Below are 14,938 nucleotides of genomic sequence, written 5' to 3' on the forward strand. Positions count from 1 at the left end.
TAGGAATCCAAAAAACGTATTATTCAAAAAAATGGAGAGGATGAGGGAAATGGTAAAGGTATATTATAACGGAGATGTAAATGAAGAGGTTTTAAAAGGGAAGAAAGTAGCGGTAGTCGGTTATGGTTCACAAGGTCACGCACACGCTCAGAACCTGAAGGAAAGCGGATTTGATGTTGTAGTGGGATTGAGAAAAGGAAAGTCGTGGGACCAGGCAGAAAAGGATGGTTTCGATGTCTACTCTGTCCGGGAAGCAAGTGAACAGGCAGATGTCATCATGGTTCTCTTGCCGGATGAGCATCAGCCGAAAGTGTATGAAGCGGAAATCAAGCCGGCCCTCACCTCAGGAAAAGCATTGGCATTTGCACACGGATTCAATATCCATTTCCATCAAGTCGTTCCTCCGGAAGATGTGGACGTATTCCTTGTCGCACCGAAAGGGCCGGGACATCTTGTAAGACGTACATTTGAAGAAGGAGCAGGAGTACCCGCACTCTTCGGCGTTTATCAAGACGCATCAGGTCAAGCAAGTGAGCTTGCCCTAGCTTATGCAAAAGGTGTAGGGGCAGGGCGCGCGGGAATCCTTGAAACGTCCTTCCAGGAAGAAACGGAAACCGATCTATTCGGGGAGCAGGCAGTCCTATGTGGAGGTGTGACATCCCTTGTGAAAGCAGGGTTCGAAACTCTTGTCGAAGCCGGTTATCAAAAAGAAGTTGCCTATTTCGAGTGTTTACACGAATTGAAGCTGATCGTCGACCTGATGTATGAGCAGGGACTGGAAGGGATGCGCTATTCGATTTCCGATACCGCTCAATGGGGGGATTTCGTGTCAGGACCACGGGTAGTGAACGAGGAAACGAAAGCCCGCATGAAGGAAGTTCTGACGGATATCCAAACAGGAAAATTTGCGAAGGGATGGATCCTGGAGAACCAGGCAAATCGTCCGGAATTCAACGCCATCAATCAGCGTGAAAGCCAGCATCCGATTGAAGTGGTCGGGAGAGAGCTTCGCAAAATGATGCCTTTTGTACAGAAACCTTCGACTAAAGAAAAGGAAGTGGTAGCGAGTGCGAACCATTGAGATCTTTGACACAACTCTTCGGGATGGGGAACAGTCAGCCGGTGTGAATCTGAATACGATTGAGAAAATCGAGGTGGCGAAGCAGCTTGAAAGACTTGGTGTGGACGTCATTGAAGCTGGGTTTCCTGCAGCTTCAAAAGGAGACTTTGATGCCGTGCAGAGGATCGGCTCTACCATTAAGAACAGCTCCGTAACGGGACTTGCGCGGGCCCAGCAGCGTGACATCGATGCGGTATGGGAATCTCTTAAAGGAACAGCGGAACCAAGGCTGCATGTCTTCCTTGCAACTTCTCCCATCCACATGACTCATAAACTGAAGATGACACCGGATCAGGTCATCGATACAGCCGTCCAGGCCGTACAGTACGCGAAGAAATTTTTCCCGGTCGTTCAGTGGTCGGCAGAGGATGCTTGCAGGTCGGATCTCAACTTTTTAGTCAAGATTATGGAGAGGGTCATTGATGCAGGAGCTTCTGTTATCAATCTTCCTGATACGGTGGGGTACATCACCCCTCATAAATACGGCGAACTGTTTCGATACGTAAGGGAAAATGTCCCGAATATCGACGGTGTGAAGCTTTCGGCACATTGCCATGATGATCTTGGTATGGCGACTGCCAACTCCCTTGCAGCCATTGAAAACGGAGCCGACCAAATTGAAGGAACCATTAACGGTATCGGTGAACGTGCCGGTAATGCAGCTCTGGAGGAAGTAGCGGTCGCTCTTCGTATCCGTGAAGATTTTTACGGAGCGACAACACGACTTAAATTGGATGAAATCAAGAAAACCAGTTCTCTTGTCAGCAAGCTGACTGGAATGAGGGTACCCGCCAATAAAGCGGTCGTCGGTGACAATGCCTTTGCCCATGAATCAGGAATCCATCAGGATGGCGTGTTGAAAGAAAAAACAACCTACGAAATCATCACACCTGAACTGATTGGAGTGAATTCCAACCGTCTCGTCCTTGGTAAACATTCCGGACGGCACGCGTTCAAAAACAAAGCGGTGGAACTCGGCTTTGAATTATCGGATGAAAAACTGAATGAAGCATTTCATACATTTAAAGATCTGGCAGACAAGAAGAAAGAAATCGTCGATGAAGATCTCTTCAGCATCCTGACGAATAAGCAGACGGAAATGACCGATGCCGTCGGGTTTACATTAGAACGAATGCAGGTTCAATACGGAATGGATAACATTCCAACGGCGACAATCGAATTGAAGTGCGAGGACGGAAACATGACCCGACTTGCTTCAACAGGATCAGGAAGCGTGGAAGCCATCTACAATACCATTGAAAAGATGCTGCCGGGTCCATCTAAGTTGCTGGATTATAAGATCAACTCAGTCGGAGGCGGTCGAGATGCACTTGCCGAGGTTTACGTAAGACTGGAGTATGACGGAGAAATGACAAGCGGACGGGGAACCGCACAGGATGTGTTGGAAGCGTCAGCTCGTGCTTACTTAAACGCTGTGAATCGTTCAGCTCAGCGATCAACATCCAGGGAAAAAGAAGCGGTGGAAGCAAGCTTATAAACGAGAGGAGCCTTGTCATCCAAGGCTCCCCATACCACAAAAACAGGAGGTAATTCTAATGAAGAAGAAAATCGCTGTACTACCAGGAGACGGTATCGGTCAAGAGATCATGGACGGGGCATTAGAAGTGCTTAAGGCAGTGGGTGATTGGTTCGGCCATGAATTCGAAGTGGAGAAAGGATACATTGGCGGGGCAGCGGTCGATCGCTTCGGTACGCCATTACCTCCTGAAACGATCAAGCTTTGCAAAGAGAGCGATGCTGTTCTTTTAGGTGCAGTGGGAGGACCAAAATGGGAGCATCTGCCGAAGGAGATCCGTCCTGAAAAAGGGCTCCTGGCCATCCGCAAAGAGTTCGACTTATTCGCGAACCTGCGCCCGGTGAAGGCATTTGAAAGTTTACTGGGGGCATCCCCGCTCAAACGGGAGATTGTCGAAGAAGTAGATTTGGTGATTGTCAGGGAACTGACAGGAGGATTGTACTTCGGTCAGCCGTCAGGTCGCCAGGGGAAGCGGGATGAAGTAGCGGTGGACACTCTGGTTTATGAAAAAAGTGAAATCGAACGAATCGTCCACAAAGCATTTAAGCTTGCTCAGAAGCGTAAGAAGAAATTAACCTCTGTCGACAAGGCAAATGTTCTGGAAACAAGCCGAATGTGGCGGGAAGTCGTGAATGAGGTGGCAGTCGAATATCCGGATGTGGAAGTGGAGCACATGCTGGTCGATGTTGCGGCCATGAAACTGATGTATCAGCCGAAACAATTCGATGTTCTGGTGACGGAGAATATGTTTGGGGATATCCTGAGCGACGAAGCTTCCATGATCACAGGATCACTGGGCATGCTGCCTTCCGCAAGTCTAAGGGGAGATTCCTTCGGCCTGTATGAACCGGTACATGGATCAGCTCCTGATATCGCCGGAAAAGGGAAAGCCAATCCCCTGGCCATGATCCTGTCGGTTGCGATGATGCTCCGGCATTCCTTCGGATTAAAAGAAGAAGCAGAAATGGTCGAAATGGCTGTACAGGAAGTTCTGAATGCAGGCTACCGGACAGGGGATCTTTGGACGATGGGCAGAGGAACCGTTGTAGGGACGGGTGCCATGAGCCAGATGGTGGTGGAGAGGCTGGAAGCCGATCACGCACTGTCTTCAATCCTCGCAGCATACTTGTAAAGACCTTATCGAAATAAAAATCATACCAGACCAGGAGGGAGTTCATGGCAGGGAAAAATATCATCGAAAAGATTTGGGATAAACATATAGTGCACAAAGAAGAGGGAAAACCGGATTTGCTTTACATTGATCTTCACCTTGTGCATGAAGTCACATCTCCCCAAGCATTTGAAGGGCTGCGCGTAAAGGACCGGAAAGTACGAAGGCCGGACTTAACATTCGCTACAATGGATCACAACGTACCGACCAGGGAACGACACGTCATCCGGGATGAAATCGCCCGTCTTCAAATGGATACATTGAAGAAAAACTGTACTGAATTCGGTGTCACCCTTGCCGATATCCATCACCCTGATCAAGGGATCGTCCATGTCATCGGCCCTGAACTGGGTCTGACCCAGCCGGGGAAAACGATTGTATGCGGGGACAGCCACACTTCCACCCACGGAGCATTCGGGGCACTTGCATTCGGAATCGGAACGAGTGAAGTGGAGCATGTGCTTGCGACCCAGACCCTTTGGCAATCGAAGCCTAAAACCCTCCAAGTGAAGGTGACGGGGGAGCTCGGTTTCGGTGTCACGGCCAAAGACGTGATCCTGAATATCATCTCCACATATGGAGTCGGGTTCGGAACAGGATTCATCATAGAATTCACCGGTGATGTCATCCGGCATTTATCGATGGAAGAAAGGATGACCGTCTGCAATATGAGTATTGAAGCCGGCGCCAAGGCAGGGTTGATCAGTCCCGACGAAACGACCTTTGACTATTTAGAAGGAAGAAGGTATCTGCCTCAAGATCGATCGTACCAACAGTGCAAGGAAGAGTGGAAATCACTCTCAAGTGACAGTGACGCATCCTATGATCACACCATCGTGGTGAAAGGTGAAGAAATCGAGCCGCATGTGACCTGGGGAACGAATCCCGGGATGGGAGCGGGGATTTCGAGGTCCGTCCCTCATCCAGAGGAGTATCTGGATCCTTCTGATAGAGAAGGGGTTGAGAGGGCTCTTCAATATATGGGGCTTGAGGCAGGTATGAGGATGGAAGATATCGAGGTTGATTATGTGTTCATCGGTTCGTGTACGAATTCGCGCTTGAGCGATCTGAGAGCTGCTGCGGAGGTGGTGAAGGGCCATACAGTGAAAGAAGGTGTCACCGCACTTGTCGTTCCTGGCTCTTATAAAGTGAAGCAAGAAGCAGAGGAAGAAGGATTGCATACCGTTTTTAAAGAAGCGGGATTCGAATGGCGGGAAGCGGGCTGCAGCATGTGCCTGGCCATGAATGATGATATCGTTCCGCCGGGCAAGCGCTGTGCATCGACATCCAACCGGAACTTTGAGGGGCGACAGGGAAATGGATCAAGAACTCATCTGCTGAGCCCATCCATGGCCGCTGCCGCCGCCGTGACAGGGAAATTGACTGATGTGCGAAAACTTGAGAAACTGCCGATTTCATAGGAGGTGAATCCATGGCAATCAACCATGTGGAAGGAAAGGTCTTTCCTCTCAGGAGAGACAACGTAGATACGGACCAAATCATCCCGAAGCAATTCCTAAAAAGGATCGAACGGAAAGGATTCGGTCAGTATTTGTTTTATCATTGGCGGTTTGAAGACGATGGGGAATCCCTAAGGAAAGACTTTTTATTGGATACACCCAAATATCAGGATGCCGAGATTCTCCTTGGAGCAAAGAACTTCGGCTGCGGCTCATCAAGGGAGCATGCACCATGGGCCCTTCAGGACTATGGGTTTAAAGTGATCATAGCAAAGAGCTTTGCTGATATCTTTTATAATAATTGTTTGAAAAATGGGATTCTGCCCATTCAATTGGATGAAGCAACAGTGGATGCCCTTTTGAAGAATGAGAGTCAGGTAGATTTGTATAAGATGGAAGTGTCCCTTGAACACCAGACCATTTGTGATTCAGAGGGACTTCGGATCACGTTTGATATCGATCCTTACTGGAAGACGATGTTATTAAAGGGATTGGATGAAATCGATCTGACATTGCATTACGGAAAAAATATCGAAGACTACGAAAAAAAATATGAGGTGAGTGACTTGGGAATTTAATGGATAACACTGAAGTTGTAGAAGCGATGGAACGGATCAGTCATCAGGTGCATCGAACACCGTTAAAGCAATCTTCGACACTGAATGCCTACACAGGTGGAGAAGTCTATTTGAAAATGGAGAATCTGCAGCGCACAGGGTCATTCAAAGTAAGGGGTGCCATGAATAAAATCATGTCATTGTCTGAAGCGGAAGCGAGGAAGGGCATCATTGCTGCATCGGCAGGGAATCATGCCCAGGGAGTGGCACTCGCTGCATCTAAGCGAGGGGTCCCGTCGAAAATCTTCATGCCGAAGCGGACGCCTTCTACTAAAGTTGCGGCAACGAAACATTACGGAGCTGAAATCGTCCTGACAGGGGATACCTATCAGGAGGCCTACGGGGCAGCACTTGAAGAGAAAGTCAAGAAAGGCTCAACGTATGTTCATGCATTTGATGATCATAAAGTGATGGCTGGACAAGGGACAGTCGCACTGGAAATGCTTCAGCAGCTCAGTGATCTGGACATGATCCTCGTCCCCGTCGGCGGAGGTGGTTTGCTGGCAGGGATGGCACTCGCCGTAAAGGCCTTTAACCCCCGGGTACAAATCGTGGGAGTGCAGGCACTAGGAGCACCGGCTACGTATAACTTTTTTACGGGAAGAAATAAAGGGACATTGGAGCATGTTCACACCATTGCAGATGGGATCCTCGTCAAGAAACCAGGAGAACTCACATTTCCAATCATCCAGAAATATGTAGATGATATGGTCACGGTGACAGATGAAGAAATCTCCTACAGCATCATGTTCATGCTGCAGCGGGAAAAGACCCTGGTCGAAGGAGCGGGGGCCGCTTCCCTGGCAGCAGCTATGTGCCAGAAGGTCAAGGTGAAGGGCAGGAAAGTGGGCTGCGTCATCAGTGGTGGGAATGCCGATCCGAGTAAGATCCCTGTGTACAGGGATTTATCCAAGATGGCCAGGCAGCTTCATCATATTGTGTAAAGGGGGGACGGCTCTTAACTATGGATGTAGTTGGGGGCGGTCCTCTGTTTTTAGCAACTTGGCACGAGTTTAGTAGAAAGTGGCACAAGTTTGGTCAGAAGTGGCACGAGTTTAATAGAAAGTGGCACAAGTTCGATGAAGGGTGGCACAAGTTGGGATTGGGAGTGCCGCAACAACCGGTTAAAGTGCCGCAACAATTAGTGAAAGTACCGCAAGAGCCATAGAATCTATCACAACAATCCGGAAAAAAGTCCCAAAAAAGCATTGTACCCTATGAAAAGTACAAATCCAACAAAGTTTTCGTTGGATATAAGAAGAATCACCATAAAAAAACTCAATCTCACAATCAATTAATATTGAAAGCTCTTACATTCTAAAAATACACAAATACCTATTGTAATAGGTAATTTTTTCAACTATAATGTCCACTATACAAGAACAAATGTACACGAGAAATAAACAAACGGAGGTTTTCGGCTTATGGAATCAATTTCAATCGGACTTTTAGGACTCGGCACGGTGGGGGCTGGAGTGGTGAAAATTGTAGAGAATCATCAGGATAAACTGTCCCATCAAATCGGCTGCCCGGTGACGGTGAAAAAAGCCCTCGTACAGGATTTAGAGAAAGACAGGGGACTGGATATTGAAAACAGCATACTGACCTTAAATCCTGAGGAAGTCCTGTTTGATCCTGAAATTGATATTGTGGTCGAGGTCATGGGTGGAATCGAAGCAACAAAGGAGCATCTCCTTCATGCTTTAAACCAGAAGAAGCATGTCGTGACGGCAAATAAGGATCTCATGGCACTCCACGGACCGGAGTTATTAGCGGCTGCTTCGGAAAATGGCTGTGATTTATTCTACGAAGCAAGCGTCGCGGGAGGCATCCCGATTTTAAGAAGTTTAGTAGACGGCCTGGCCTCCGATCGCATCACCAAAATGATGGGGATCGTCAACGGGACAACCAACTTCATTTTGACAAAGATGACGAAAGAGGGACGGACCTTTGACGATGTCCTGAAAGAAGCTCAGGATCTCGGCTATGCGGAAGCAGATCCGACGGCGGATGTCGGCGGGCTTGATGCAGCAAGGAAAATGGCGATTCTGTCCACATTAGGATTCTCCATGAACGTGGACCTTGCCGACGTGAAAGTGAAAGGAATCACGGAAGTAACGGGTGATGACATTCAATATGCCGAGCAATTCGGTTATACGATGAAGCTTATAGGGTACGCCCACCGTGAAGGGGAGAAGGTTGAGGTGAGCGTGGAACCGACTTTGCTGCAAAATGAACATCCCCTCGCTTCTGTCCACGATGAATATAACGCCGTGTATGTGTACGGGGAAGCAGTGGGAGAAACGATGTTTTACGGTCCAGGGGCCGGAAGCCTTCCAACGGCTACAGCTGTCGTATCCGATATGGTGGGAATTATGAAGAATATGAGATTGGGAGTCAACGGTAAGAGTGCCGTGAATCCTCAATTTCCTAAAAAGCTAAAAGAGAGGAATGAAATCCACTCGAAATACTTCCTGCGCCTGCACGTTCAGGACGAAGTAGGTGTACTGGCCAAACTGACGTCCATCTTCTCAAACCATGGAGTCAGCTTCGAGAAAATCCTGCAAAATCCGCTGGAAAGCGATGAGTTTGCTGAAATCGTCCTGGTGACTCATAAAGCCTCCCTCGATCATTACGAGGATATCTTGATGGAGTTAAAGGACTATGAAGCCGTTCATTCCATCGAAAGCTCATACCGCGTTGAAGGAGGAGAAAAAGGATGAGATGGAAAGGGTTGCTGGAACAGTATAAAGAACATCTTCCATTAAATGCAGAGACTCCCCTTTTAAGCTTGAACGAAGGAAACACTCCGTTGATCGAGCTGAAGTCGCTGTCTAAGGAATGGGGCATCGAGCTTTATGTAAAAGTGGAGGGAGCAAATCCGACAGGCTCTTTTAAGGACCGGGGAATGGTCCTCGCGGTTGCGAAAGCGGTGGAAACAGGAAGCACGACGGTCATTTGTGCTTCAACAGGTAATACAAGTGCTTCTGCAGCGGCATACGCTGCAAGGGCGGGAATCAACTGCATCGTCGTCATCCCTGAGGGGAAGATCGCTCAAGGGAAATTGGCACAGGCCGTCATGTATGGAGCTGAGATCATTTCCATCGAAGGGAATTTCGATGAAGCGCTGGAGATTGTTCGGGAGTTAAGCAAAACCGAATCGGTCACTCTCGTGAATTCAGTGAACCCGTATCGATTGGAAGGGCAGAAAACCGCGGCCTTCGAAGTAATAGAAGGATTAGGGGAAGCCCCAGATGTGCTGGCGATCCCCGTCGGCAATGCGGGCAATATTTCAGCATACTGGAAAGGATTTAAGGAATATTCTCACCAACACGCTTCCACACTGCCCCGGATGTTCGGTTTTGAAGCTTCTGGTGCTGCGGCCCTCGTCCATGACCGTGTATTTCCACAGCCCGAAACGATTGCGACTGCGATCCGGATCGGAAACCCGGCAAGCTGGACATTGGCGGTCGATGCGTTGAAGGAATCAAACGGTCATATCGATGAAGTGACAGATGATGAAATCCTGGATGCCTATCAGCTGCTTGCAAGGAAAGAAGGGATATTTGCAGAGCCCGCTTCCTGTGCATCCATTGCAGGGATCAAGAAATCCTTGGAAAAAGGTCTCATTGAAAAAGGATCGAAGGTAGTCGCGGTGCTGACGGGTAACGGCCTGAAGGATCCGGTGACGGCCATGGAGTGCAGCCCGGTGACACCGGTAAAACTACCGAATGACCGTGAAATAGTAAAAGATTACATTAAGGGAACGATCGGAGTATGAAGGGGGGGCGTTCTTGGAAAATCGTCGTCCCTGGAAGTACGGCAAATTTAGGTGCAGGTTTTGATTCACTCGGTCTGGCTTTAGATGTGTACTTAACCGTTGAAGCACATGAGGCTGACGAATGGCAGGTGATTCCCCTGTCATCGGCCCTCGAGGTGTTTCCGGCTGATGAGTCTCATTTCATTGTAGAAGTGGTCAAGGAAGTATGTCATGAATACGGAAAGAAGGCGACACCGTGTCATCTGTACGTTTCAAGTGATATTCCTTTGACGAGGGGGCTTGGCTCCAGCGCCGCTGCCGTCGTGGCCGGTATCGAGCTGGCAAATGCCCTGGGCGGCCTAAACCTGACCCTTGAAAGAAAACTGTCGCTTGCCAACCGATTTGAAGGTCATCCCGATAATGTCGGGGCTTCACTCTACGGAGGGTTTATCGTCAGCTGTCAGCATGAAAGGGGCGTAAACCTGATCACTGTAGCAGACCTTCCAATCGATGTGGTATGCGTCATCCCGAAGGTGGAACTGAAAACATCCGACTCAAGGAATGTCCTTCCGTCCACTCATTCATTTGCGGAATCAGTAGGGGCTGGAGCGATTTCCAATGTGCTTGTTGCGGCATTTTTGACAGGGGATTGGGAAATGGTCGGTAGGATGATGAAACGGGATCGATATCATCAGCCCCATCGACGCAAGCTTCTTCCACACTACGCTGCAGTTGAAGAAGTGGCGGGCCGGTTCGGTGCATTCGGTGTCGCCCTGAGCGGTGCAGGACCAACGATAGCCTGCTTCGTTGAGCGGGAAGCAAGTGATTGGCTCCACCGCCAACTCGAACAATCCTTCCCATCCATGGACGTCCGCAAACTATCCATCGCTCAAGAAGGAAGTAGCATCACCCTCCAACAACCAAAGGTCCGTCCCTCATCGCTTTAAACGAGTGAGGGACGGACCTTGTTTATTGATTAAAGCTTATGTGCTCAATCTATCCTGAAATTGAAAAAGCCTATTGAGAAAGGTTGTGGATTTACTGGATTCCTTTAGCTATCTTTCGTTCTCCCTGGTAATCATAAAGCAATTCTCTTTTTCCATGACATGCAGACAATAGCATGATTGTTCGTTCATCCCCATTTCTTCACGAAGTTCTTTAGGGATATGAACGGTCCCTTTTTCTGAGATGTAACGTTTATTATGAGTGGAATCTTTCACGGCTTTCTTAATATAAAGGCGTTTGTTTTGATAGAAGAGCTCCGCGAGCCGTCCCGGCAATAACCCAAACTGCTGTCTCCATTTGTGGGGAAGAGTAATTGTGCCGCTTTTACTGAATGGTTTGCTTCCATACATCAAGCCCACCATGATGGATCACCTGCTTTCACTATCTTTGATTCTCTTTTTACCTTTTTTATAAAAAATAAACACAATTTTGAAAAAATAGGAAGAAGGTTGGAGGGGGAATTTAGTAAAATGAAGTGAGAGGAATCGTAACGTTTATTTGGAGGTGTGAATCATCGAACCCATACAGATTTTGTTCTTACTTATGATTGGATACAGCGTATATACCTTTGATAAAAAGAAAAAAAACATACCCGTTCCTGTTGTATTACTCCTTATTGGGATGGGGCTTTCCTTTGTTCCTGCATTTTCTGACGTCACTCTTACAAAGGAAATCATCTTTCAGTGGTTCCTGCCAGCGCTCTTATTTATTTCTGCGTATCAATTTCCAACAAAGGCTTTAAAGAAGCATGCCGGGATCATTACGATCCTTAGTACGGTCGGTATCGTCGTCACAACAGTATTGATGAGCCTTCTCTTCTACTACGGCTTACATCCATGGGTTGCGATTACATATGGAGAAGCATTATTGATTGCGACGATTTTGACGCCAACGGATCCAATTTCAGTCGTTTCGGTTTTGAAGGAGTCTTCTAATCGACAGGACATAGCCGATATAGTGGAAGGAGAATCGATGATCAATGACGGCACAAGCATCGTACTCTTTACCGTTGTCGCTGGGATCTATTTCGGCGGGGAAACCTTTTCAGTTCCCTCTTTTCTAGGGGAATTCGTCCTGGTTTCTCTAGGGGGTGTCGTAATGGGTATTACACTTGGGTGGTTAGCGAGTAAGGCAATCCATTTCACGATAGATTCACGATATCAAATCATGCTCAGCATCATTCTTGCGTACGGAACGTTTTATATAGGGGAGGAATTGGGTGTTTCAGGCGTCCTTGCCACTGTATCTTCAGGGATCATGCTTTCCTATGAATTCGGAAAAACGATAAAAGAAGATCACTTCAGGAAGGATCTGGATGGGTTTTGGACGGTTGTTGAACCAACGATTCTAACCTTTCTATTCTTATTGATTGGCATCCAAATGACACGATATTTATCATTCTCATTGACTGGATGGATCTTCTTCCTTTTTGTTCTCTCCTTATTCGTCCGCTATGTTATTATTATTGGTGTTGTAAAGATGAAAGAATCATGGAGAACGATATATGGTTGGAAGGAAGTATTCATCTTGACCTGGTCTGGGATTAAGGGGACAATGTCGGTTGCCTTATTATTAGGTTTAGATGATCAAGGTCCCTTTCTTCTGCACTCTTTAACATTCGGAGTCATCCTGCTTTCACTTGTGATTCAAAGCGTAGGGATCTATCCTTTCTCCACCTTGTTCCTGAAAGGGGAAAATAAGGAGAAAGATTATTGATAAATTGGTAAGAACTGTGAAACCATAGGATAAAGACTATCTGAATGTAGGTGAACATTCCAGAATGAAACAAGCAAAAGAAATCGCCATTAAAATTACCATCACCTATGTATTGTTAGGGATCCTCTGGATAATGTTATCAGACTATTTTTTTATGACGCTTGCCCATGAAAACCTTGATATGTATATCTACTTTCAACGGTATAAGGGCTGGTTCTTCATGGTTGTGACGGGTACGATCCTCTTTTTAATGGTTTACCGGAGGACGCATGAACTCATCGTATCGAATGAAAAATTAACACATAAAGAGAGACAGCTACAAATAAAGAATCAACACTATCACTCTTTGTTCGAACAAAATCCGGATGCCGTCCTGGAGTTGAGTCTGGACGGTAATGTGGTATCTATCAATGGAGAGGCTGAAGGGTTACTGGAATCGACTTTTGAAGAGTTGAAAGAAGTGAATTTTAGAAAATTTTTGCATGACGAAGAAATGAAACGCGTGACAGACTTTTTCTTTGAATCCTTCAATGGTCTTGGTTCTTCGTTTGAAACCATAATTCATTTGCCCAATAACAAAAGGAAAATATTGCGATGCTCCCTCGTTCCGATCATCGTGAACAGGAAGGTAACGGGAATATTCGCCATTGCAAGGGATATTACTCACATTAAAGAAAATGAAGAAATGATTGTCGCATCTGAAAAACTCTCTGTCATAGGGCAATTAGCGGCCGCTGTTGCACATGAAATTCGCAACCCGCTTACATCGCTCAAGGGATTCATCCAGCTCATGCAGACCACCAACACGATCAACCATGACCATTTGGATATCATGCTCTCCGAAGTGGATCGTATTGATTTAATTTCAGGTGAGATGCTGATCCTGGGAAAACAACAAGATTTCCATTTTCACCATGAAAGACTGGATGATATCCTAAGACAAGTACTGGTGTTGATGCAAGCACAGGCTCATCTTGATAATGTGTCCATTTCATATGAAAACCTGGCTGTAAAACCATTGTACGTATTGGCAGAAGCAAATCAGCTGAAACAGGTTTTCATCAATATCATTAAAAATGCAGTGGAATCGATCCCTAAAGGTGAAAATGGAAGGGTCGCGATTACATTGAATCAGCATGGTCAGGACGTTCATGTCATCGTGAAGGATAATGGGGTGGGGATGGACCCGGAAAGAATCGAGCACCTGGGAGAACCATTTTACTCCACAAAAGAAAAAGGAACGGGTCTAGGTCTCGCTGTTTGCCAAAAAATCATTGAACGACATCAAGGACATATCCACTTTAAAAGTGAAAAAGAAAAAGGAACGGCAGTGGAAATCAGTTTACCAATCAAGGAAGATGTGGATTCCTCTGCCCCAGAGTAAGAAAGGAAGAATCGAATGAACTCAATATCAACGATTATCAGTTCACAGGCCATACAGAAAAATTGGGAAGAATCAGGGTTTACTTCATTCACCCCTGTACAGGAAAAAGTTGTACCTATCATTATGGAGGGAAAGGATGTAGTTTGCGAATCGCCGACGGGAACTGGAAAGACCCTTGCGTATTTACTTCCAATCATCCAGGCCATCGATCCGTCTAGAAAACAGGCTCAGGCGGTCATCCTTGCTCCTTCAAGAGAGCTGGTCATGCAGATACAGCAGGAAATCCAGAAATGGGCGAAGGGAACCGATGTAACCAGTGCTGCCTTCATCGGAGGGGCAAACGTTAAAAAGCAAGTCGAGAAGCTGAAGAAAAAGCCGCATATCGTCGTCGGAACAACCGGCCGTCTGCTTGAACTGATGAAAATGAAAAAACTGAAGATGCATGAAGTGAAAACCATCGTGGTTGATGAGTTCGACTTAATGATTTCCCCTGAGCACATCCGTGAAGTGAAGGATATCATCAAATCAACCCTGAAAGAACGCCAGGTTCTGTTCTTCTCTGCTACGTTGTCAGATGAAACGGAACAGGTTGCCGAAACACTCCTGCAGGATCATCAAATCGTCAAAATGGAAACCAATCTTGATAATCCAAAAGTAGACCACGTCTTTGTATATAGTGAGTTACGGGATAAGATGGAGGCCCTCAGAAGTATCTCATACTTCAAAGGAATCAAGGCTCTTGTATTTTTTAATCAATTAGAGAAGCTTTCCGAAATGGAAGAAAAGCTAAAATATAAGGGCGTCGAGCTCGAAGTATTGGCAGGGGAATCGAATAAAATGGAACGTAAACAGTCCCTTGACCGCTTCCGCTCAGGTAAAGTGTCCATGCTCCTCACAACAGATGTTGCGGCACGTGGTCTAGATATCACGGACGTTACACATGTGATCCATTTCGACTTCCCGAGTGATACGAAACAATATATTCACCGGTCAGGAAGAACAGGCCGCATGGGGGCGGAAGGTACCGTCATCTGCCTTGTATCGAAGCGTGAACTAAGCTTCCTTGAAAAACTAAGCAAAGAACTCAACCTCCCATTCCAGGAAAAAACCATCCGCGGCGGAGGACTGCAAGACCCGCAAACCAAATAGTATTGCAATGTCAAAGGTC

The 14,938-nt window shown here is 46.9% G+C and carries 13 protein-coding genes; 12 read left to right on the top strand and 1 reads right to left on the bottom strand.

From position 1 onward, the window contains the following. The first annotated feature begins 49 nt into the window (after positions 1–49). The 9 genes from ilvC (at position 50) to thrB (ending at position 10,612) form a co-directional block, all read left to right on the top strand. Positions 50–1,081, top strand: a complete 1,032-nt coding sequence (ilvC, locus tag ACIGG7_RS00720; protein ID WP_224941947.1) for a ketol-acid reductoisomerase — start codon at positions 50–52, stop codon at positions 1,079–1,081. After that, the gene (locus ACIGG7_RS00725) at positions 1,068–2,618 is read left to right on the top strand and encodes a 2-isopropylmalate synthase (protein ID WP_397548391.1); all 1,551 of its coding nucleotides are present in this window, start codon (positions 1,068–1,070) and stop codon (positions 2,616–2,618) included. Before ilvC ends, ACIGG7_RS00725 begins: the two co-directional genes overlap by 14 nt. A 58-nt stretch (positions 2,619–2,676) precedes the next feature. Next, complete coding sequence (leuB, locus tag ACIGG7_RS00730; RefSeq protein WP_397548392.1) at positions 2,677–3,789, top strand: 3-isopropylmalate dehydrogenase; 1,113 nt, start codon at positions 2,677–2,679, stop codon at positions 3,787–3,789. Between the two features lie 44 nt (positions 3,790–3,833). Continuing rightward, entirely contained in the window at positions 3,834–5,249 is a 1,416-nt protein-coding gene (gene leuC / locus ACIGG7_RS00735; protein WP_397548393.1) for a 3-isopropylmalate dehydratase large subunit, read from the top strand. A gap of 11 nt (positions 5,250–5,260) precedes the next feature. Further along, positions 5,261–5,866 (top strand): 3-isopropylmalate dehydratase small subunit, encoded by a 606-nt coding sequence (leuD, locus tag ACIGG7_RS00740; protein WP_397548394.1) that lies wholly within the window; start codon positions 5,261–5,263, stop codon positions 5,864–5,866. After that, positions 5,866–6,849 carry a threonine ammonia-lyase gene (gene ilvA / locus ACIGG7_RS00745; RefSeq protein ID WP_224941952.1) on the top strand — a complete coding sequence of 328 codons (984 nt, stop codon included), beginning with the start codon at positions 5,866–5,868 and terminating at the stop codon, positions 6,847–6,849. The genes leuD and ilvA overlap by 1 nt, the downstream gene beginning before the upstream one ends. 480 nt (positions 6,850–7,329) lie before the next feature. After that, entirely contained in the window at positions 7,330–8,628 is a 1,299-nt protein-coding gene (locus ACIGG7_RS00750; protein ID WP_224941953.1) for a homoserine dehydrogenase, read from the top strand. Further along, positions 8,625–9,686 (top strand): threonine synthase, encoded by a 1,062-nt coding sequence (gene thrC, locus ACIGG7_RS00755; RefSeq protein WP_397548395.1) that lies wholly within the window; start codon positions 8,625–8,627, stop codon positions 9,684–9,686. The genes ACIGG7_RS00750 and thrC overlap by 4 nt, the downstream gene beginning before the upstream one ends. Next, on the top strand, positions 9,683–10,612 hold the full coding sequence (thrB, locus tag ACIGG7_RS00760) for a homoserine kinase (protein WP_397548396.1): 930 nt from the start codon (positions 9,683–9,685) through the stop codon (positions 10,610–10,612). Before thrC ends, thrB begins: the two co-directional genes overlap by 4 nt. 108 nt (positions 10,613–10,720) lie before the next feature. On the opposite strand, the gene ACIGG7_RS00765 is transcribed toward thrB, so the two are convergent. After that, complete coding sequence (locus ACIGG7_RS00765; protein ID WP_397548397.1) at positions 10,721–11,032, bottom strand: AbrB/MazE/SpoVT family DNA-binding domain-containing protein; 312 nt, start codon at positions 11,030–11,032, stop codon at positions 10,721–10,723. A 181-nt stretch (positions 11,033–11,213) separates the two neighbouring features. On the opposite strand from ACIGG7_RS00765, the gene ACIGG7_RS00770 reads away from it, so the two are divergent. From ACIGG7_RS00770 to ACIGG7_RS00780, 3 genes are all read left to right on the top strand, one after another. After that, positions 11,214–12,386 carry a cation:proton antiporter gene (locus ACIGG7_RS00770; RefSeq protein ID WP_397548398.1) on the top strand — a complete coding sequence of 391 codons (1,173 nt, stop codon included), beginning with the start codon at positions 11,214–11,216 and terminating at the stop codon, positions 12,384–12,386. 64 nt (positions 12,387–12,450) lie between these two features. Next, positions 12,451–13,770 (top strand): ATP-binding protein, encoded by a 1,320-nt coding sequence (locus ACIGG7_RS00775; RefSeq protein ID WP_397548399.1) that lies wholly within the window; start codon positions 12,451–12,453, stop codon positions 13,768–13,770. Between the two features lie 15 nt (positions 13,771–13,785). Next, positions 13,786–14,919, top strand: a complete 1,134-nt coding sequence (locus ACIGG7_RS00780; RefSeq protein ID WP_397548400.1) for a DEAD/DEAH box helicase — start codon at positions 13,786–13,788, stop codon at positions 14,917–14,919. Positions 14,920–14,938 lie beyond the last annotated feature (19 nt).

Source organism: Rossellomorea sp. NPDC077527 (assembly GCF_044542955.1).
Lineage (GTDB): Bacteria > Bacillota > Bacilli > Bacillales > Bacillaceae_B > Rossellomorea > Rossellomorea aquimaris_E.